Genomic DNA, 21,038 nt, shown 5'->3' with positions numbered 1-21,038 from the left:
TTACGCCGTTAGTCGTGCGTTACACCTGTAACGTTTAGCTGTAAACAGCGTGACAGGTGTACATGACTCCCTATTGGTTACTCAGTACGTGAAAAGGCTAGGCGAGGGCGCTACTTTTGCCACCCATGGCAAAAGACCCTCGCTACGCCTTATCACTGCCTTGTACCTCATTAAGGCTGTATTTTTTGTTTATTTTTCAGCTTGTTGATGTGCTTTTCGGGCTGTTTGGCACGGTAGCTGCTTAGGGTTGGGTGCATCACAGTTAACTCAACAATAACAAATGCACATGGAGTACCCGCTATGTCAAAGATAACGGCACAAGTCCAGCAAACCCCCACGGAGACTGTTCAAGCGTGGCTGCAGGATTTCGATACTGCCCTTCAAACCCAGGATATTGAGCGAGTACTGTCGCTGTTTGGAGACGAGTGCTACTGGCGTGACTTTCTTACGTTTACCTGGAATTTAAAAACCTGTGAAGGCAAAGATGAAATTCAGGCCATGCTCAATGCCACGCTCAATAACGCACAGCCTACGGACTGGCAGTTAGAAGGCGAGGCCACTGAAAACGGCGATATCTACGATGCGTGGTTTAATTTCAATACAGCGGTTGCCCGCGGTAAAGGCTATTTGCGCCTTAAAGAAGGCAAGTGCTGGACGTTGTTAACTACCATGCAAGCACTGAACGACTACCCTGAGCAGTGCAATCACCATCGTCCCAAAGGAGCTGAGCACGGTGCCAATAAGCAGCGTGAAACGTGGTTGGAGTCACGGGAGCGTGAAGAAGCAGAGCTAGGCTATACCCAGCAGCCTTACTGCGTGATTATTGGCGGTGGCCAGGGTGGTATTGGTTTAGGCGCACGGCTCAGGCAACTGGGTGTGCCAACGATCATCATTGAGCGCAACGAGCGCGCGGGAGACTCTTGGCGTAAGCGCTATAAGTCACTCTGCTTGCACGATCCAGTGTGGTACGACCACCTTCCCTATATCCCTTTCCCAGATAACTGGCCGGTATTCGCCCCGAAAGACAAAGTGGGTGATTGGCTGGAAATGTACACAAAAGTGATGGAGCTCAATTATTGGAGTTCCACCGAGTGTCAGAATGCTAGCTACGACGAAGCCGCAGGTGAGTGGGTAGTTAAGGTTAAGCGCAACGGCGAAGAGATCACGCTACGGCCCAAGCAACTGGTAATGGCTACCGGTATGTCTGGAATGCCCAATGTGCCTAAATTCCCAGGAGCGGAAAATTTTGCAGGCGAACAGCAGCACTCTAGCCAGCATCCGGGGCCGGATGCCTACAAAGGTAAGAAGTGCGTCATCGTAGGCTCTAATAACTCGGCTCATGACATTGCCGCCGCGTTATGGGAGCACGATGCTGATGTCACTATGCTGCAGCGCTCATCTACTCATATTGTGAAGTCGGATTCATTGATGGAGGAGGTGCTGGGACCGCTTTATTCGGAAGAGGCTGTGGCGAATGGATTAACCCATGAGAAAGCCGATTTAGTGTTTGCCTCGATTCCGTACAAAGTATTACCGGATTTTCAGCGCCCTGCTTTTGAAGCGATTAAAAAGCGTGACGCCGAGTTTTACCAAAAGCTTGAGAGCGCAGGCTTTATGCTCGATTTCGGTGACGATGAATCCGGGCTGTTTTTGAAATATTTGCGCCGCGGTTCAGGCTATTACATCGATGTGGGAGCCTGTGACCTAGTGGCCAGTGGCGACATCAAGCTGCGCAGCGGCGTGGGCATTGAACGAATTAACCCGCACTCCATCACGCTTACCGATGGCAGCGAGCTTGATGCTGACTTGATCGTTTATGCCACCGGCTATGGCTCGATGAATGGCTGGGCGGCGCGGCTTATTTCTCAAGAAGTGGCCGATAAAGTCGGCAAGTGCTGGGGGCTAGGTTCCGACACCACCAAAGACCCGGGTCCATGGGAAGGAGAGCTGCGCAATATGTGGAAGCCCACTCAGCAAGAGGCACTGTGGTTCCATGGCGGCAACCTACACCAGTCGCGGCACTACTCACGTTATTTAGCGCTGCAGTTAAAAGCACGCATGGAAGGGCTAGATACCCCTGTCTATGGCCTGCAGCCAGTTCATCACTTGGGCTGAGCGTTTATGCGAGTCGGTATACCGACTCGGTTCAATTAATTAAAGAGGAGAGACGCTCATGCAATTGAATGGAAAGACAGCATTAGTCACTGGCGGAGGGCGTGGCATAGGTCAGGGTATTGCGATGGCACTGGCAAAAGCTGGTGCGGATGTGGCCGTCGCCGACTTGGATATTAAAATTGCAGAAGAAACGACTGCTAAGGTCGAAGCGCTTGGCCGTCGTAGTATTGCGCTACAGGTCGATGTTTCGTCCTCCGAGTCGGTGAATATGCTGATACAGGCGGTGCAAGAATATTTCGGGCAACTAGATATTGCTGTCAATAACGCAGGAATTATCAGCATTCATTCGGTTGAGGAGCTGTCTGCGCAGGAGTGGGACCGTGTTATGGCGGTCAATGCTAAAGGTACATTTCTGTGTACACAGGCTGAGTTAGAAGTCATGCGGCCACGCCGATATGGGCGGATAGTCAACGTCTCTTCCATCGCTGGCAAGGTTGGGTTTCCTAATCTTTCCCATTATTCCGCTTCTAAGTTTGCGGTCATTGGCTTTACCAATGCTGTCGCTAAGGAAGTCGCATCCGATGGCGTGACAGTCAATGCGCTATGCCCAGGGGTTGTCGGCACTGGTATGTGGCGGGGAGAAGATGGTCTTGCTGGGAGATGGCGTGAAGAGGGGGAAACTGAGCAGGCCTCCTGGGAGAGACATCAAAAAACCTTACTGCCTCAGGGCGAAGCGCAAACGCCTGAGGACATGGGGCAGCTGGTGGTCTATCTGGCTTGCGCCGAACACGTAACTGGGCAAGCAATTGCCGTAGATGGGGGATTCTCTCTGTGACCTATAGCAACGACGAAAAGAGCACTATGCAGGCAGCGGTTTGGTATGCGGCGAAAGATCTCCGTGTAGAGCAAATGCCGATACCGACGATTAACGGCCCTCATGAGGTAAAAGTTAAGGTGGCGGCGTGTGGTATTTGTGGTAGCGATTTGCATGAATACGCCGCTGGGCCGATTTTTATTCCGGTCGATAAGCCTCACCCCATTAGCGGTGAGCAAGCACCGATTATCATGGGGCACGAATTCGCTGGTGAAGTGGTTGAGGTCGGCGACAAAGTAACCCGGGTGAAAGTGGGGGATCGCGTCGCCATAGAACCGATTCTGTCACCTAACCAGAACGGTACTTATCAGATGGAGCGCTACAACCTAACGCCGCTATTGGGTTTCCATGGCCTTTCCGGTGGCGGCGGCGGCTTCTCGGAGTTCACCGTGATGGGGGAGCACATGGTGCATAAGCTGCCGGATGACCTCAGCTTCGAGCAAGGGGCACTGGTAGAGCCAGCGGCGGTTGCTTTGCATGCCGTTCGTCAAAGTAGCTTGAAGGCAGGGGATAGCGCAGCAGTATTTGGCGCGGGCCCGATTGGCTTAATGACCATCGAGGCACTAAAAGCGGCAGGCGCCGCTCAAATTTACGCCGTCGAGGTAGCGCCTTCACGTAAAGCGAAAGCCGAAGCGCTTGGCGCTATCGTGGTCGATCCGCAGCAAGAAGATGCAGTGGCTAAGCTACACATGTTGAGCAACGGTGGTGTTGACGTAGCGTTCGAAGTGACCGGGATTCCCGCCGTATTGAATCAGTCGGTGCATAGTACTCACGAAGGCGGAGAAGTGATCGTGGTCAGTATTTGGGAAGGGGAGGCCAGTTTCCATCCCAACGATCTGGTCATTAAAGAGCGTACCATGAAAGGCATTATTGCCTATCGCCATGTTTACCCTGCGGTCATGGCACTCATGCAGCGAGGCTACTTCCGTGCTGAAGATATGGTAACCCAGCGTATTCCGCTAGCAGATATTGTTGAAGAGGGATTCGAGGCGCTGTTAAGTGATAAGGCGCAGGTGAAAATAATCGTCACGCCCTAGCGGTGCTGTGAGTAACGACCCAAGGCCATCTGATGATGGCCTTTTTTGATTGTAAATTAAAAGTAGCTGCTGACGCGGCAGTCTACGTTTTTAGTTTAACAATGATTTTCTTATAACTTATTGATAATAAAAAGATATTTTTTATGGGGCATTGAGTGTGATTGTAAAAAAAGCTAAACCAGCGACAAAAGCTGAATTAATGCATACATTTTACTAATAAAAATGATTTAAGCAGCATTGCTGCATGAATGACGCTATCCATTACCTAAGAAGAGGGTGTTGCCATGGTAAAGGGTGAGCAAGCAAGGCTACGGGAATTGCGCCAACTGGCGCTTTTGGATACCCCTCCTGAAGAGCGTTTCGATAGAATTGCTCGACTGGCGATCCAGTTTTTTGGTGTGGAGGCTGCGCTGGTAACGTTAGTCGATGAAGATCGCCAATGGTTTAAATCCCGACAAGGGATCGCGCTTACCCAAACGTGTCGAACAGAGTCGTTTTGTGCCCATGCCATTCAGGAAGAAGGAATTTTTGAGATTGAAGATGCCAGCCAAGACAGCCGTTTTAAAGACTTTGTTCTGGTAAAAGCGCATCGAGGGATACGTTTCTATGCGGGCGTACCGATGACAACGACGAATGGCTTCAAGGTAGGCACGTTTTGTCTTATTGACTCCGTGCCACGACGTTTAAATGAGCAGCAGCGTCAGGTGTTAAGAGATTTAGCGGCATGTGCTGAAGATGAGATCAACCGATCATACTCGAAGCACTGCTCTAGACAATGCTAAATAGAATTTATCGTAGAGCGATTCGTTATGAGGCAAAACCAGCCTGCCATGCTCATAGATGGTGCGCTTTGGTATTGATAACAATGCATTACAATAAGTTTTAATTATTTATTTTTAATAAGATGTTGTTTTTAATTGATAAAATTTAAATTGGCACGCGGCTCGCTATGTATTAGGTAAGAAGCAAATGAACAGAGTTCCTGCGTTAAATGGGTGTCTCTTCCTTCTTTGCTACATCGCCCCAACAGAGATTGGTAAGCGATACACCGAGTGAGCTGGCGTGCTCCACCTGGGTCCCCTTCGGGGGACTTTTTTTGTCTGTGCTTTGTACCTGACGCTTATAACCGACTCAGCTTGACGGCAGCCCTTTAGTTGTAAAACTTATATTAAAATAACACAACAAGTTTGGAAACGCTGTTCGATTGGTATATATTGTATAAGTAGCTGGAGTTACCGGCACCAATCCCAAGCAAGATGTAAGAGGATGACCCTGATGAGTAAATTAAAATTAGTATCTGCTGCTGTCCTTTCCGCTAGCGCATTGATCGCCAGCCAAGCAGCGCTCGCTTACGAAGCAGGTGACGTTTTCGTACGTGGTGGTGTCGCCCAAACGGATACGGGCTCTGGAAATGGCAATGTTGGCGCGGCAGATTTAAACGTTCAAAGCGCGCGAGGATTTACGTTTGGCGCGGGTTACCTATTCACCGATAAGCTTGGCGCTGAACTGAACAGCTCCGAGAAGTTTGAACACGACCTCAACACCCGCCCTGGTGGCAGCGCAGGCAGCGTAGATCGCCTACCGATTAATCTGTTGGTTAACTACTATCCGATGGGTGGTTTGGACTCTAAGGTTCAGCCTTATGTAGGCGTTGGCTTGAACTATACTCGCTTCTCCGGCGAGCCCACTGGCTTAAGCGTTGATGAAAGCTATGGCGCGATCGGTCAGGCGGGGGTTGATTTAGCGGTTACTGATAACATCATGTTAAACGGTTATGTTAGCTATGCAGACGTGAATGCCGACATCAATGCAGCTGGTAACAAGGTCGGTAAAGTAAACATGGAACCCGTTACTATCGGTGGTGGCGTTACTTACCGCTTCTAACGAGAAGTGTGCAGGGTGATCTTGCCCTCAATCTGAAAGTCGCCCGGCCTGGGGAGTTAATCCTTGGGTCGGGCGTTTTTTTGGTTAAGGCGTTAAGTTTTTGAAGCCACTTTCTGTGACAACGACGTTATCTTCAATACGGATGCCGCCACAGTTGGCTAACGAATCAACGACTTTCCAGTTAATCGGTAGTGCTTTGTCGCGCAATGGAGCCAGCAACATAGGAATATAGTAGAACCCAGGCTCTATCGTTACTACCATGCCAGGGCGCAGCGTACGGGTTAAACGTAGCGCTGGGTGCTGCTCAGGAGCGGGTGAGGGCGTTCCATCTGGATGGCGAAGCCCTGCCACATCATGAACCTGCAGCCCCAGCGAGTGGCCTAAACCGTGGGGGCAAAAAGCTCGCGTGATTCCTTCATCAATTGCCTGTTCTGCGCTGCCCTGAAAAAGGTCATTGGCAATAAGAATATCTGCCAACAAACCATGCATTTGCTCATGTAGGGCAATGAAATCGACGCCTGGAGCAACGCTTTCCACCAGCGTGTCTTTTAACTGGTGGATACTATCAATTAAGTCACGATAGATGCTCGGCGCGTCAGGGCCTGCATAAGTGCGTGTAATATCAGCGCAGTAACCGCGAAAACGGCGACCAGCATCAACCAATAGGCTATGTCGTTGCGTAGGGCTATTTAGATCATAGTGTTGGTAGTGTAATACGCCCGCATGATCATTTAGCCCAATAATATTCTGATAGGGGACATCAGATTCCCGCTGCCTGCTGGCAGCCAGATAGGCCAGTTGAATATCTAGCTCAGCTGATGCGCCAATAAAAGCAGCCTGGGCGGCTTGATGCCCTGCGATGGCAAGCCGGTTGGCTTCGCTTAAACAGGCTATTTCATAAGCAGTCTTAAACATGCGCAGTTCATCAAGGGCTCTAACCAGTGGTTCGGGCTGATACTGCGCGTCTAGTGCTAGGCGTGTGGTGGCCTCGATATCACCGATCACTGCGGCGCGACCCGCTAACGCTGGTGTGGCCTTTTCGCTACATAGATGGATATCAAACTCAGTTACCCATGGCTCTTCAGGCAGGCAAGTAGGCAAATGCCAGAAATCTGCCGGCGCATACAAATACAGCTGCGGGCGCTTGCCGGGTTGAATCACCAGCCAACTATGCTGAATATCGGCCATGCCTACCCAGTGCATAAAATGGCCGTACGTTTGGAAGGTTGGCGTTTGGTCGTCGCCAAAGTGTGCACTGGCGTGGCCGCTATAGATGGCTAAGCTATCGAGACCGTGTCTGGTTAACAGATCTGCATAGGCTTGCTGTAAATGCGCTAAGTGTTCGCGCTGCAGGTTAAATAATGAAGCTGACATTCAAGTAGTGTCCTTTTTTCAGTACGGCTCGGCCATAAACCCTGATGACGGTAACAAGTCGGCTAATAACCTTAACGACTGGCTTAATTGCGCGGTGGAGCGAGCTCACTCCACAGGCTATCCAGCTCTGCGTGATGCTGATTTTGATGCCGGTATAGTCGCAGCTCCATCGGGACATCCCAACGGCTATCGCCAGCTCTGATTAATGTGCCATTGGATAGCTCAGCGGCAATGTTGCGTTCGGGTAACCAACTCATGCCGTAGCCTAGAAGCACCAGCTCTTTAATACCCGCCGCATAGAGGTTTTCACTTTGCGCCGTGAGATAGGTGCTTTGCGGTAAGCGGGCGAGGTGCGCTTTTACCGCTGAGCCCAATAAGCCGCGCTTTGGATAAGCCAGGCAGGGTGTGGGGTGTTGGCGTGAGCCGGGGAGTAACGCGCAAGGTGTGCCATTCGCATCCAGGCCTGTGACAGGAATCAAGCGCTCGTGGCCAATCACCCGATACGTGCAGGCACTGGTATCAATGTCTAAATCGCAACGTCCGATTGGCCAATAGCAGATAGCAAGATCGCACTCTGCTCGGCCAAGCGCTTGAAAATAGTCGCTAGCCGCCCACCCGGTTGCTCGCAAATAGGGCTGTATGCGCTCCTGCCAACCCGTAGCAGCAAGCCATTCTGGCAAAAACTGCGGGAGTAGGCTCTGTGGAGCAGCCACCATGATACGGCGCTGCTGTCCGGCGCTGATTTCTCGCACGCGGTCACGGGTTAAGCGCACACGATCAGTTACCTGTTCGCACAGTGTCAGGAACTCCTCTCCCGCCGGGGTTAGCGAAAGTGGCAACGTCTGTCGGTTGATCAGCGTCACGCCCATCTCTTCCTCTAGCAATTTAATGCGCCGGGAAAAGGTGGGCTGCGTGACGTGCTGTTCATCCGCTGCGCGAGAGAAGTGTCGCGTTCTGGCCAGGGCGATAAAGTCTTCTAGCCAGCGAATTTCCATGCCTTACCTCGTCGTCCTGCCAAACGTGATGCTGTCGTTAAAATTGGCGTCATAGCCGGCCTTCTTCAACAGCGTGGCACGCAACGCGAGTGCCGTCACCCTGTGTTTGCAGGGTCGGGATTTCCTGATGGCAGCGGGCGTTGGCATGAGGGCAACGGCCATGGAAGACACAACCGCTCGGTAAGTTGACCGGCGTGGGCACTTCTCCGGTAAGACGAATATGCTGGGGGCGGTCATCTTTTAAGCGGGGAATCGCGGATAGTAGCGCTTGGGTATAGGGGTGGCGCGGTTTAGCAAATAGCGTTGCCGTTGTGGCCACTTCACACACCGTGCCTAAGTACATCACCGCTACGCGGGTGCCAAAGTGCTCGACCACTGCCAAATCGTGAGTGATAAATAGATAGGTCAGGTTACGCGCTTGTTGCGCTTCCATCAGCAGGTTGAGTACTTGTGCCTGAATGGAGACATCCAGTGCCGATATGGGCTCGTCGGCAACAATAAACTCAGGGTCAACGGCTAGGGCGCGTGCTATGGCGATACGCTGGCGCTGACCACCGGAAAACTCATGCCCAAAGCGCTTGCCCCAGTCGGGATCTATCCCCACTGAACCCATAACGTCCTTGACCTTGTCGAGTATCTTGTCACGGTTCCAGTCTGGGTGGTGCAAGCGTAGCGGCTCTTCCAGCGTTTGCTGAATCGTCATACGTGGATTAAGCGAGGCATAAGGATTTTGGAAAATCATCTGCATGCGCTTACGGTAAGGTAGCAGCTGGCGAGAGCTCAAATTATCAATGCGTTGCCCGTCATAGCGAATCTCACCCTCTGTGGGGGTGAGTAAGCCCATTACCGTGCGTGCTACGGTGGACTTACCGCAGCCAGATTCACCCACCACGCACAGCGCTTCGCCGCGTTTAATATCAAGGTTAACACCATTAATGGCGTGAACATGCTCTTGGTGACGCACTAGTCTGCCGCCTTTAAAGCGCAGCTGCTCCAAAAAATCCCCTGATAATGAAAAGCGCTTCTTAAGGCCACGAATTTGTAGCAACGATTCGCTGCTCTCTTCATTTTGCGTGGGCGTAGCGTTGCGAGTTTCGACCTGAGCACTCATGACGTTTCCTCCTTCAGGCGACGATCTTCAAGCATTTCAGCCACCATATGGCAGGCGACACGGCAATTGCCGGATTCGACAAATTCAGGCACTTGCTGGGTGCAGGCAGGGCGTGGTTGACCATCTGCCCTATTGATGAAGTCGCAGCGAGAGTGAAACGCGCAGCCGCCAGGTAAGTTGGAGAGTGATGGCATGCTGCCACGGATCTGGTTGAGCTTTTCACCTGGGGTCGCCATTTGCGGTAACGCGTTGATCAGCCCTTGGGTATAGGGGTGCTGAGGATCGTTGATGATTTCCCGTGTGAGGCCTTGCTCAATAACGCGACCGGCGTACATAACCAGCATGCGTTGGGTGACTTGACTCACTACCCCCAGGTCGTGGGTGATGAGAATCAGACCCACGTTGTGCTGTTCGCATAGCTCAAGCAACAGCGCCATGATTTCCGCTTGGATGGTCACGTCCAGGGCGGTAGTCGGTTCATCGGCAATGATAATATCGGGATCGAGCAGTAGGGCGATGGCGATAATAATACGCTGACGCATACCGCCGGAAAGCTCATGAGGGTACTGATCCAAGCGTGTTTCTGGCGAGGGGATTTGTACCTGCTGCAGCTTATCCAGGGCAATCGCTCGGGCTTCTTTGGTGGAGATGCGTCGGTGGGCTTTTAAGCACTCGACCATCTGCTCACCAATCGAGAGCACGGGATTTAGTGTCATCATCGGATCTTGGAAGATCATCGAGATGCGGTTGCCGCGTATTTTGCGCAGGCCGCGCTCAGACATGGCGTTAAGCGTCTGACCTTCAAACGTTATGCTGCCACCCGCTATAAAGCCGGGTTTGGCGATTAGGTTAAGTAGCGAGAAGGCGGCCACAGATTTACCCGCGCCAGATTCGCCTACGATGCCTAAGCGCTCGCCGCGCTCCAGGGTGAAATTGACATCGCGTAGAGCGCGCACTTCACCTTGGCGAAGGGCAAAACGTACATCGAGTTGAGAGACTTCAAGTAGTGCCATGGTGTCCTCAGCCTTTATAGAGTCGTGGGTTCATGACATCACGTAGCCAATCGCCCAATAGATTGATAGACAGCACCAGCACAATGAGTACTGCTCCAGGAATCAGGGTGATCCACCAAGACCCTGATTGGATATAATCAAAGCCCGATTTAATGAGTGAACCAAGCGACGGGTGGGTTTCCGGCATTCCCAAGCCTAAAAATGACAGCGCAGCCTCTGAGATAATCGCGTTGGCAATTTGCACCGTTGAGATAACAAAAATCGGTGACATGGTATTAGGCAGCACATGGCGGAACATGATGCGTTTGCTACGTAGACCCATGACGCGTGCGGCATCAACATACTCTTTGTTTTTCTCAGCCAGTACTGAAGCGCGCACCGTGCGTGCATACTGCGGCCATTCGGCTAACCCGATAATCAAAATAAGCATGAGCACGGCATATTGGCTGTAAAACGCGCTGCCCATGGTGGCTTTCACTAGAGCGCCCACCACGATAGCGACCATCAGGGTAGAAAATGACAGCTGGATATCGGCCAAGCGCATTAACAACGCATCGACGCGGCCGCCGAGATAGCCTGCCATTAGGCCGAACGTTACACCGAGCAGCGCTTGAAGAATGACCGCGCCAAAGCCAATTAGTAGCGATACGCGAGTGCCGTAGAGAATAATCGACCATAAATCGCGCCCTTGAGCGTCGGTGCCTAAGCTATAACGCTCATCGGCACCCTCAATCCAAAAGGGAGGCAGTTCGGACGACATAATGTCGATTTGAGCCAGATCATAAGGGTCGGTAGGGGCTAGCAATGGCGCTGAAAACGCTGCAATAACTAGGCAAATAAACATCGCGAGGCACAGTTGAGCCGTGCGGTCGCGTTTAAAGCTGTACCATAAGTAGGAGTCGCGCAGGCGTTCCCAGCGGCTAGGTGCAGTCGTTGTTGTGGGCGTTGTCATGCGGGCTTACCTGTCAGTTTTACGGTGGGGTTAACGAAGCCGTAGATCAAATCCACAATGGTGTTCGTCACCACGAAAATGACGCCGACAATCATCAGGTAGGTAACAATCAGCGGTATATCGGCACGATTAATGGCATCAAGAAACATCAGTCCCATGCCCGGCCACTGGAAAACGGTTTCGGTCAAAATGGTGTAAGCCACCATGGTGCCTATCTGTACGCCACCAACGGTGATAACCGGCAGCATGGTGTTTTTGAGCGCGTGTACAAAGTAAACGCGTCGCATTGAAATACCTTTGGCGCGGGCGTATTTCACGTACTCTGATTGCAGCACTTCCATCATTTCCGCACGAATCAGGCGGATAAACAGCGGTAACATAATTGATGCCAATGAAATCGCGGGCAACGCTAGGTGCTGTAAACCACTCCAGGTGGCTAAGTTAGTGTCCCAGTGGCCTACCACATGCACTAAATCATAGCCGCGACCAAACGACGGCATATTGCCCTCTGTCGATAGCAGACCATTGAGCCAAGCTCCCCAGCTGGTACTTTCAGGAAACGGCGTGATAGTGATGCCAATCGCAAAAATCTGAATCAATAAGATGGCGGTCAAAAACACCGGTATCGAAATGCCGATGATCGAAGCCCCCATAAAAAAACGTGATATAGGTGAGCGAGGTTTTATCGCGCTATAAACGCCAATCGGTACTGAGAAAAGCACAATAATCAGCGTGGCTGCGAACACCAGTTCGAGCGTTGCAGGCAAATGCCGGGCGATAACCTCCAGCGCAGGTTCACGATAAAAATAAGAGTCGCCAAAATCGCCTTGAACGGCGTTTTTCGCAAAGCGTACATACTGAACTAAAAACGGATCATTTAAGCCCAAGCGCTCGCGAATGGCTTCACGTTCGCTTTCGGGAACCGACTGACCGACCATCTGTTGTACAGGGTCACCCAGGTTATCCTGGATGGCGAAGGCCAGTACACTGATGACAAACATCACCAATATCGCGTGCATCAGGCGCTTGATTAAAAAAGCAATCATGGCGTACGCCACCTATGTAATAGGTTTAATAGAGCGTTAATTGCAAGTTAGGGCGATGCCTATGATGAGGCTGTTAACCACATACAACGCTTCGTCCCCCAAGGCGTTGGGGAACGAAGCATCCTTGCAGGTGTGAAAGTAAGTGTGGTAATTAGCGGCTAATTACCAGATCACCTAGATAGGGGAAGTCTAGGGCGTTAACAACTGGCTCGATATCAACGCCGTTAGCTGCACCGTAGGCAAGGTTCTGCCAATGCAGCGTGATGTAGCCCACGTCTTCATAAAGCATGGCTTCGGCTTCACGCAGCATTTCATTGCGTTTTTCGAGATCGGTTTCGCTATCTGCCGCAGTCACAAGTGCGTCGATTTCTTCGTTGCAGTAGCTGCCGTAGTTGTACTGGCCAGCGCCAGTCTCTTCATCAATACAGAAAGAGAGGTACTGGAAGAAGTTGGCGGTGTCTTCGGTATCAGCGTGCCAGCCAATCATCGCCATGTCGGAAGCGCGCTCATCATACTCAGGCCAGTATTGAGCGAGGGGCATGGTGCGCAGATTAACGTTAATGTTAATTTGTGCCAGCATATTTGCCACTGCTTGAGCGATCTGGGCATCGTTCACATAGCGGTTATTGGGCGCGATCATGTCAACGCTGAACCCTTCCTCGTAGCCCGCTTCTGCCATCAGCTCTTTGGCACGTTCAATGTCATAACGAGGCACTAAGTCAGGGTTGTGGCCTGAATAGCCTTCGGGAGAGAACTGGCTTGCAGGCGTGGCGAAACCGCGCATTAAGCGGTCGGCAATACCCTCTTGGTTAATCGCCAGGTCAACGGCTTGACGCACACGCGCATCCTGGAAGGCTTCAACGCGCTCTTCGTTCATTTGGAAGCCGATGATGCGCGTACCATCCACTTCTACTAGGTTGGCGTTATCGGCTTCGCGAACACGGTCCAGATCGTTGGGCGGTACGGCATCAATAAAGTCAACGCCGCCTGACAGCAGTGCCGCCACGCGTGAGGCATTCTCAGCAATAGGCGTCAGCACAATTTTAGAAACGTTACCTTCGCTTTCGGTATCCCAGTAATCTTCAAAGCGTTCAAAATCAACGCGGACACCTTGGCGGCGTTCAGTGATAATAAATGGGCCTGTGCCCGATGCATTACGCGATGCGAATGAGTTGCCCGCTTTTACGATTTCTGCTTTTGCATTGCCGCTTTCCGTTTCCCCCGAGTAGAACTCGCTATCCATAGGGAAAATGTAAGTCGCAAGGTTGAGCAGTAGTGGGTAGGGCTCAGTGGTGGTAATTTCGACAGTGTAATCGTCAACTGCTTCGGCGCCTGCGATAGGCTCGAAAATAGCGCGATAATCGGGGCTCTCTTTGAGACGCTCAATGGTCCATACCACGTCTTTGGCGGTGAACGCGTTACCAGAGTGGAACTTGACGCCTTCACGCAGCGTCATGCGTGTTGTGGTTTCGTCTACCTGTTCCCACTCGGTCGCCAGACGCGGCTCAAACTGAAAATCCTTTGTCCAACGTACCAGTGGGTCAAACGCTAAGTGTGAAAGGCGCAACATGCCACCAGATAACTGCTCGTGGATATCGAGAGTTTCTGGATCGGCAGAGTAACCAATGCGCAGGGTTTCTGCGCTTGCGGTCATGGGTAGCATCGTCGTGCCTGCAACCACAGCACCAATAACAGAAGCCAGTAGCGTTTTCTTGAACGTCATAATGTTTCCCTTTGTATTGTTTGTTGTTCACTTTGCTGGTTAACGCCAGGGTGTTTTAAAACGGAGCGTTTTAAAACTGGTTGCGTTTGCAAGCCAGCAAAACAGACACGGTCAGCTTGTAAGCTGTTCTAACGATATTGTGTTCTCTGTAAACATAGAGAGAGGGAGGCACGTCATACAATCGAAATAATGAGAGGTATCATTCATCTGCTGAATGACAGGGCTGGGCACGGCATTAAGAGGAAAGGAGGTTAGACGAAGGTGTAGGGGGTGTGAGCCGCTATTAGGCGCTTCTGCTCAATAGCGGCATCTGTATAAAGGTATTTTTAAGCGAAATGTTGGTGCAACCAGCGGTTAATGGCATCTGACTCGTAGAGCCACTCTTCACGGCCGTCTTCATGGTTGATTTTTAAACAAGGAACTTTCACCTTGCCACCGCCTTCTTGAAGAGCTTTTTTATGGGCTGGATCTAGCTGGGCATCGCGCAGTTCAATCTTAAGACCCAGGCGGGCGATCTCTTTGCGTACTTTGATGCAGAAAGGGCACGTCCGAAACTGGTAGAGGGCTAAGTGTTCACAGGCAGCATCGACCTTGGCTTGCTCTTGCTCGGTACGCTCTACCGCTTTTGGGGTTGAAAGCTTCTCAGAGATCAACATGACGGGGGCTAGAATAAGGCGAACACCTCTGAAGAAATAGCGAATTAAAACGCGCATCGTAAGCTCCCTCGTTAGCACTGACACTGGTCAGCGATAGGATATGTATGAATGATCGTGTCTAACAGATCATGAGCAAAAAGGTAGCCGCATCCTGCATCAAACTGGGCGTTTTGTCACTTCTGAACGAGCCTTGGCGCTAGTTTTAAAGTCCAGACCTGCCTTGAACTAGATGAGCCAGTTAACGTTGCATGCTAGTCTCAGCAGCTTAGTTAACTGGTTAAGTAAGGAGCGCTTCACCTATGCGTCTGCATATTATGGGTATCTGCGGCACTTTTATGGGCAGCCTGGCTTTGCTGGCGCGGGAGTTAGGGCATCAGGTGAGCGGCTCAGATACGAATGTGTATCCTCCCATGAGTACCCAGTTGGAAGAGGCCGGGATCACCTTGATGGAAGGGTATCGCGCTGAAAACCTTGCTGAGCAACCTGACCTTATCATTGTCGGTAATGCGCTATCGCGGGGTAATCCCGAAGTCGAGGCGTTGCTAAATAGCGGTTTGCCCTATACTTCTGGCGCTCAGTGGTTGGCTGAACATGTACTGCCTGGCAGGCAAGTCATTGCCGTTGCAGGTACTCACGGTAAGACCACCACTGCCAGCCTTTTGGCATGGCTATTGGAAAGCGCTGGCTTAACGCCTGGATTTTTGATTGGCGGCGTGCCGCGTAATTTTGGCGTGTCGGCACGCTTAGGCCATCACGACAGTCCCTTTATTGTCGAGGCTGACGAGTACGATACGGCGTTCTTTGACAAGCGCTCTAAGTTTGTTCACTACCGCCCCCAAATTGCGGTGATGAATAACTTGGAGTTTGACCATGCCGATATATTCCCTGACCTTGCGGCGATTGAACGCCAGTTTCACCATTTGGTGCGAACTGTGCCGAGCCAAGGCTGCTTGCTGGTTGCTGATCAACAGCCAGCGCTGGAGCGTGTTCTGGAAATGGGAGCGTGGTCGTCGGTCGAGCATTTCGGCACGTTAGCCAGCAGCGAGTGGCAGCTGCGTTTGGAGCGTGAAGATGGTAGTCGCTTTCAGGTACTCCACATTGGGGAAAACAGCGAAGAGGACGGCGTGGTCGAGTGGTCGTTAACCGGTGAGCACAACGCGCGCAATGCACTTGCGGCACTTGCTGCAGCGAGCCGTTGCGGTGTGAATCTCGCTCGCGCTTGTGCGGCTCTGGCGCGTTTTAAGACGCCCCGTCGACGTCAGGAAATCATTGGTGAAGTGGACGGTGTGCAAGTCATCGATGATTTTGCTCATCATCCAACTGCGATTGCAGCGACCTTAAAAGGGCTGCGAGCTGCCACCACAAAAGGGCGGCTGCTCGCAGTGATTGAGCCGCGCTCCAACACCATGCGTTTAGGCGCTCTACGTGCTCGACTAAACGAGAGCGTTGCCGAAGCGGATGCAGTGTTCTGGTTTCAACCAGCAGGGCTTGACTGGTCCATGGAGACGTTAGTGGCTGAGCAAGGCGAACATACCGAGTTATATAGCGATATTAATGCACTTGTTAATGCGGTTGTGGCTCAAGCGACTCCGCTCGACCGTATTGTTGTAATGTCCAATGGCGGTTTCGAGGGCGTTCACCAGCGTCTATTGAGTGCGCTGTCTGCCAAGGAGCAAGCTAAGTGACAGATTTTAAACCTCCGGTGACAGTGGCGCTGACAGGTGCTTCGGGGGCGCAATATGGCCTGCGCTTGATCGATGTATTGGTGGCCTCTGGGCATGAAGTATGGGTGATGATTTCAAAAGCGGCGCACATGGTCATTGCCACTGAGACGGATGTGTCGTTACCTGCCCAGCCAAAGCGCTTAGTCGAGGCGCTTACTGAGCAGAGTGGTGCCAAGCCCGGTCAAATCCGCTGTTTTGGTCGTGAAGACTGGATGGCGCCCGTTGCATCGGGGTCTGGGGCTCCCTCTGCGATGGTGATTTGTCCCTGCTCTACCGGTACGTTGTCTGCCGTTGCAACAGGCGCGAGCAACAACTTAATTGAGCGTGCCGCTGACGTTGCTATAAAAGAGCGGCGGACACTAGTCATGGTGCCGCGTGAGAGTCCATTTTCGCCCATTCACTTAGAGCACATGCTGGCGCTAAGCCGCTTGGGGGTCGTGATTTTACCTGCGGCTCCAGGTTTTTATCATCGCCCAGAACGGATAGAAGATTTGATCGACTTTGTGGTCGCCCGAATACTCAATCAGCTAGGTATCACCCATCGTCTGGTACCGCGTTGGGGAGAGGGCTATGAAACTACCTCACGCGATACAGATAACGACGTAAACAACACGGAAGAGCAATGATGATGTCATGGGCGACGCTGTCAGTGTTTGTACCCACTTTTTTATTCGTTTCACTAACGCCGGGGATGTGTATGACGCTGGCCATGGTGCTGGGGATGACTCAGGGAGTGAAGCGAACACTGTGGATGATGGTAGGGGAGTTAGTTGGTGTAGGTATTGTGGCAGCCGCTGCCGGCGCTGGTGTGGCCGCGTTAATGCTACGTCAGCCCGAGCTGTTCATTGCGTTTAAATGGGTAGGCGGCGCTTACCTAGCTTATTTGGGCGTTATGATGTGGCGCTCTAGAGGGCGCATGGCTATTCCTGCCGAGCTTAATGCCGGACCTGCTGCAGGACGAGTGCAGTTGGCCACTCAGGGGTTAGTCACGGCAGTGGCCAATCCTAAAGGCTGGGCCTTTTTCATGGTGCTGTTGCCGCCGTTTTTAGATAGTAGTCGAGCCCTTGCGCCTCAGTTAAGCCTGCTGATTGCGGTTATTTTAGTAATCGAGTTTGCCAGTATGCTGGTGTATGCCACTGGGGGAAAAACGTTGCGCAAAGTGCTGGGCAAAAGCGGCAATGTAAGGTTACTTAATCGAATTGCCGGGACATTAATGATTGGAGTGGGAATCTGGCTGGCCCTGGGATAACCGCGAATGGCTAGACAGGTGGCATCAGCATAATCCGCAAAATTAGCAGCGCGGTGGTGGAAGCCACGAGTCTGCCCCATGGGCAAGGAGGTAGCGGAGCTCTAACGCGCCGCTGCCAATTCAGCCGAGTGAGGGCGCATATCAGTAAACCTAAGAGCGCACCGCCGATGAGGTCACTTAGCCAATGAACGCCTAATATCAAGCGCGATAACGCCATGGGAGTTGCTAAGACAATAGCCAGCCAATAAATCCAAACGCGTTGTTTGCGGTGCAATTCTGCTGCAATGAAAGCCGCAGCTAGCCCCACAATAACAACCGTCGTGGAAGTGTGTGCACTTGGATATGAAAATGAGCCAATTAAGTGCTCTGGTGTTGCTGGCCGAGTACGTTCAAAAACCATTTTTCCGACCGTATTAAGTAGCGCAACGCCACCGATAGCAAAGACCCAATGGCAGAGAACATCCATGCGTTTATGGTGTATAAGCCAAACTGCCAAAGGCAGAAGCAGTGCGCTAACCCCAAGTGCATCCCCTATTTTAGCCAAAACTAGGCTGGTTAACTGAAGTGGTTCATTGGTTAACCAGCTAAACAGCCGCTGTGCTTGTAGGTCTAGCGCTAGTGGGCCTTGATGGTGGATGACTAGCAGGGTCCAGGCTGAGACACCTGCCAGTGTGATCAAAAACAGCAGTAACGAGGCTAGCGGCACTTCATCGTTAAGGCTCATTGAGAGCCACGACCGACGCATAAAGGGGGTACGGCGAATAAGGCGTGCTGTCGCTAAGTAAATGAATCCGTGGCGTCCAACCTGGGCTCTTCCCCAGGAAAAAATCACTGCCAGCACGACGATGCTGGCGCTTAATGTAATGATTGCTGTTTCTATATTTTGGGGGAGATTGAGGTGCTGTTGCCAGGTTCTTCCTAATAAGTAGCCAGGCAACACATAAGCGGGAGCCCACAGGACTGCGGAGGTGACGTTGGCCCACAAAAAAGTGCGCTTTGGCATCCGCATCATACCTGCAATAAGCGGAATAATTGGGCGGACTGGGCCTACGAATCGGCCAATAAAGACGGAATGGACACCATAACGGTTAAAAAAACGTGCGCCGCGTTCCAGCCATTCTGGATGCATGGATAAAGGCCAGCGATTAGTGACCTGCTCACGATGGTGGTAGCCGAGCAGGTAGCTAATGCTATCCCCCAAAATGGCGCCTATTAACGCAGCGCCGATTAGCCATGGCAGGTCAATGGCTTCATGCCCCGCTACGGACGAAGCAGCGGTAATCAACACAACACCAGGGACCAGTAAGCCAACGAGCGCAAGGGATTCAAACAGTGAAATTAGTGCCACCAACAGTAATAACATGGCTGGCGAAAGTGACAGGGCAAAAAGTGTATCAGCCATGAAAAATACTGCTCCATTGGATCCGCATTAGGCTATAGATAATGCGTTGGCACGAGCTTCCAAGCGACTGATATAGCGTTCAAAGCTCTCATTTCGGCATGGCAGGCAAACAGCAATACGGGTTTCTAGCTGCCCAGTTTCCACTAGAACACGTTGGGATAATGCGCGTTGAAGCCGCTCGCGCACCAACATGGCACCGCTCTCACTTGTGTCAGGCAGCACTAGCCAGAACGTAGCGTTATCTGCTCGGCCTAACAGGTCGTGGTCGCGACAACGGCTATTTACTTCATTACAAAGAGCCCCTAGCAGCGCTGTCTTTGCACGTGAACCAAACTGTTCTTCCGCCATATCAAGCTGGGGTAAATGCATCACTAAGACCGCCAAGCGTTTGTTAAGCATTGCGGCGCGCAGGAACTCATTGTGTAGTCGCTCTTTAAGCGTATCAATATGGTAGGCATTGCAATCATTGTCGTTGGGGTCTGTTGCCCTCAACAATGCTCTCTGGCGTGCGTGCTCCCATGGCGGTAGGGCCATCAGCAGGGTGAGCGCGATATAAGCAATCACTGTCTCTGAGGCTGCATCGCTGTGACGGGTTAGTAGCCACCACAGGGGGCTGGACAATACCGTTAGTAATAAAGCGCTCGATAGCGGTAGTAAAAAAAAGGCAGCGGCTGTGGGCAGTCCGATCCAAATCGTCGAGGTGCTAGGGTTATGGTAGAAAGCGGCCAGGGTAATCACATAACTGCTGCCCAACAAAATAGCGCGGGGAACAACAGGGTTTAACGCTTCGCTATGGTGCATTAACAACGCAGTAAGTAGCAGCAGTGTCACAAACATGGGCACTAAGAGGTCATGATAATTTCCCATGCTATAAAGCCAGAATGTGTACCCTGCTACTAGAATCACACTGACGGTGTAAGCAAACGTCATCAGGTGTCTTTGCCGCGGTTGATCAATCATCGTTAGCTTTCCGTTGTTGAAGCGGGAGCTGAACTAACGCCTCGACGGATAGGCGTGATAGCTCTATATCCATGAGTGGTAGGTGGTGGGAGTGCTGTGTTTCTGGGAGGCCTGCACAGAGAAGCTTGCGGCGATGGGCGGCTTCTTTGGCATTATGTGACAACATCAAAGCGGCAAGCGTCTGATTATTTAACCGATAAACGTGTTCGAAGCTGTATATGAGGTTGCATAATTTTTGCGCCGTCGACCAAAGCTGATGGCGTTTAACTTGAATAATTAATAACTCTGCATAGATGGCTTCACGTTCAGAGCGGGTCTGTTCACGGCTCAGGTCTCTCAGCAGCTGTCCGCTTGGCCATAGATTTAGCCCGGGGATTAGCCTAAGGCGTTTGCGAATGGAGCCGTTAATATCGATTAACTGGCACGCTTTGGCACTGGATAGTACGCCTAGCGTGATTAATGTCGCCAACAGTAGTAGCGCTTCGGGTAAGCTAAGAAGAGGGGCAATTAATGACCAGCTAATCAACGCAGCGAAGGTATTGAATACGGCCACCCAGCGTTGCTGAGGCAGCATGAACATTGCCGCCCAAGCCCATATTAAAAAGCTATGGCGTTCTGGAGCCACGGCAATCAGCCCCAACAGTAGCGCCCCGGTGATTACTTGCCAAGGTAGGGCTTTAGAACGACGATGGCTAAAATCGAGCAATAGCGCAGTAACAAAAAGCCAGCCTACAGACAACCAGAGTACTAGCGCGGCCACTGGCTGCGCCATAAATGTCCAGTACGCTAATGCTAACGCCGCTGCGAACAAGTTAGCTCTCAGTAGGCGTATTTTGTACTTGCTTTGCATGGTGGCTTACTATTCACCTTTAATTCAGGGTTGCCCATGCAACACTTTGACTAGGCGTGGGCATCGAAATGTA

19 protein-coding genes are annotated in these 21,038 nt (G+C 51.7%); 8 read left to right on the top strand and 11 right to left on the bottom strand.

The features are described 5' to 3' along the window. Positions 1 to 300 precede the first annotated feature (300 nt). The 5 genes from HVE01_RS09845 to HVE01_RS09825 all read left to right on the top strand — a co-directional run bounded on the left by HVE01_RS09845 (position 301) and on the right by HVE01_RS09825 (position 5,910). Positions 301 to 2,115, top strand: a complete 1,815-nt coding sequence (locus tag HVE01_RS09845; RefSeq protein ID WP_125747271.1) for an NAD(P)/FAD-dependent oxidoreductase — start codon at positions 301 to 303, stop codon at positions 2,113 to 2,115. Between the two features lie 58 nt (positions 2,116 to 2,173). Beyond that, positions 2,174 to 2,950, top strand: coding sequence for an SDR family NAD(P)-dependent oxidoreductase (locus HVE01_RS09840; RefSeq protein WP_125747273.1), 777 nt, complete (start codon positions 2,174 to 2,176; stop codon positions 2,948 to 2,950). Positions 2,951 to 2,976: 26 nt separating this feature from the next. Further along, on the top strand, positions 2,977 to 4,026 hold the full coding sequence (locus HVE01_RS09835; protein WP_146943995.1) for a 2,3-butanediol dehydrogenase: 1,050 nt from the start codon (positions 2,977 to 2,979) through the stop codon (positions 4,024 to 4,026). A gap of 284 nt (positions 4,027 to 4,310) precedes the next feature. Then, positions 4,311 to 4,808 carry a GAF domain-containing protein gene (locus HVE01_RS09830; protein WP_125747274.1) on the top strand — a complete coding sequence of 166 codons (498 nt, stop codon included), beginning with the start codon at positions 4,311 to 4,313 and terminating at the stop codon, positions 4,806 to 4,808. A gap of 493 nt (positions 4,809 to 5,301) precedes the next feature. After that, positions 5,302 to 5,910 carry an OmpW/AlkL family protein gene (locus tag HVE01_RS09825; protein WP_171880227.1) on the top strand — a complete coding sequence of 203 codons (609 nt, stop codon included), beginning with the start codon at positions 5,302 to 5,304 and terminating at the stop codon, positions 5,908 to 5,910. A gap of 84 nt (positions 5,911 to 5,994) precedes the next feature. On the opposite strand, the gene pepQ is transcribed toward HVE01_RS09825, so the two are convergent. The 8 genes from pepQ to HVE01_RS09785 all read right to left on the bottom strand — a co-directional run bounded on the left by pepQ (position 5,995) and on the right by HVE01_RS09785 (position 14,837). Further along, positions 5,995 to 7,284 carry a Xaa-Pro dipeptidase gene (gene pepQ, locus HVE01_RS09820; protein WP_125747278.1) on the bottom strand — a complete coding sequence of 430 codons (1,290 nt, stop codon included), beginning with the start codon at positions 7,282 to 7,284 and terminating at the stop codon, positions 5,995 to 5,997. Between the two features lie 83 nt (positions 7,285 to 7,367). After that, positions 7,368 to 8,279, bottom strand: a complete 912-nt coding sequence (locus HVE01_RS09815) for a LysR family transcriptional regulator (RefSeq protein ID WP_125747280.1) — start codon at positions 8,277 to 8,279, stop codon at positions 7,368 to 7,370. Between the two features lie 49 nt (positions 8,280 to 8,328). After that, complete coding sequence (locus tag HVE01_RS09810; RefSeq protein WP_125747282.1) at positions 8,329 to 9,390, bottom strand: ABC transporter ATP-binding protein; 1,062 nt, start codon at positions 9,388 to 9,390, stop codon at positions 8,329 to 8,331. Continuing rightward, a complete protein-coding gene (locus tag HVE01_RS09805; RefSeq protein ID WP_125747284.1) occupies positions 9,387 to 10,403 on the bottom strand; it encodes an ABC transporter ATP-binding protein in 1,017 nt (338 codons plus the stop codon). The genes HVE01_RS09810 and HVE01_RS09805 overlap by 4 nt, the downstream gene beginning before the upstream one ends. 7 nt (positions 10,404 to 10,410) lie before the next feature. Continuing rightward, entirely contained in the window at positions 10,411 to 11,355 is a 945-nt protein-coding gene (locus HVE01_RS09800) for an ABC transporter permease (protein WP_146943816.1), read from the bottom strand. Further along, positions 11,352 to 12,401: an ABC transporter permease gene (locus HVE01_RS09795; protein WP_089038088.1), complete on the bottom strand. Its 1,050-nt coding sequence runs from the start codon at positions 12,399 to 12,401 to the stop codon at positions 11,352 to 11,354. The genes HVE01_RS09800 and HVE01_RS09795 overlap by 4 nt, the downstream gene beginning before the upstream one ends. 151 nt (positions 12,402 to 12,552) lie before the next feature. After that, a complete protein-coding gene (locus HVE01_RS09790; protein ID WP_125747290.1) occupies positions 12,553 to 14,124 on the bottom strand; it encodes an ABC transporter substrate-binding protein in 1,572 nt (523 codons plus the stop codon). Positions 14,125 to 14,450: 326 nt separating this feature from the next. After that, positions 14,451 to 14,837, bottom strand: coding sequence for a glutaredoxin family protein (locus tag HVE01_RS09785; RefSeq protein WP_146943814.1), 387 nt, complete (start codon positions 14,835 to 14,837; stop codon positions 14,451 to 14,453). A 242-nt stretch (positions 14,838 to 15,079) separates the two neighbouring features. Between HVE01_RS09785 and mpl the strand changes: the two genes are divergently transcribed. The 3 genes from mpl to HVE01_RS09770 are packed head-to-tail and all read left to right on the top strand — an operon-like array spanning position 15,080 to position 17,753. Further along, complete coding sequence (mpl, locus tag HVE01_RS09780) at positions 15,080 to 16,465, top strand: UDP-N-acetylmuramate:L-alanyl-gamma-D-glutamyl-meso-diaminopimelate ligase (protein WP_146943812.1); 1,386 nt, start codon at positions 15,080 to 15,082, stop codon at positions 16,463 to 16,465. Beyond that, complete coding sequence (locus HVE01_RS09775; RefSeq protein ID WP_125747296.1) at positions 16,462 to 17,130, top strand: flavin prenyltransferase UbiX; 669 nt, start codon at positions 16,462 to 16,464, stop codon at positions 17,128 to 17,130. Before mpl ends, HVE01_RS09775 begins: the two co-directional genes overlap by 4 nt. After that, positions 17,130 to 17,753 (top strand): LysE family translocator, encoded by a 624-nt coding sequence (locus tag HVE01_RS09770; protein WP_171880229.1) that lies wholly within the window; start codon positions 17,130 to 17,132, stop codon positions 17,751 to 17,753. Before HVE01_RS09775 ends, HVE01_RS09770 begins: the two co-directional genes overlap by 1 nt. Positions 17,754 to 17,763: 10 nt before the next feature. Here the strand turns inward: HVE01_RS09770 and HVE01_RS09765 are convergent, their stop codons facing one another. The 3 genes from HVE01_RS09765 to HVE01_RS09755 are packed head-to-tail and all read right to left on the bottom strand — an operon-like array spanning position 17,764 to position 20,965. Continuing rightward, positions 17,764 to 19,155: a bifunctional DedA family/phosphatase PAP2 family protein gene (locus HVE01_RS09765; RefSeq protein ID WP_125747298.1), complete on the bottom strand. Its 1,392-nt coding sequence runs from the start codon at positions 19,153 to 19,155 to the stop codon at positions 17,764 to 17,766. Positions 19,156 to 19,182: 27 nt separating this feature from the next. Beyond that, complete coding sequence (locus HVE01_RS09760) at positions 19,183 to 20,115, bottom strand: diguanylate cyclase domain-containing protein (protein ID WP_125747300.1); 933 nt, start codon at positions 20,113 to 20,115, stop codon at positions 19,183 to 19,185. Then, a complete protein-coding gene (locus HVE01_RS09755) occupies positions 20,108 to 20,965 on the bottom strand; it encodes a hypothetical protein (protein WP_125747302.1) in 858 nt (285 codons plus the stop codon). The genes HVE01_RS09760 and HVE01_RS09755 overlap by 8 nt, the downstream gene beginning before the upstream one ends. Positions 20,966 to 21,038 lie beyond the last annotated feature (73 nt).

Source organism: Vreelandella venusta, assembly GCF_007989605.1.
Classification (GTDB): Bacteria; Pseudomonadota; Gammaproteobacteria; order Pseudomonadales; family Halomonadaceae; genus Vreelandella; species Vreelandella venusta.
The sequence above is the reverse complement of the archived record's forward strand: the minus strand, read 5'-3'. Positions and strand labels throughout refer to the sequence as shown.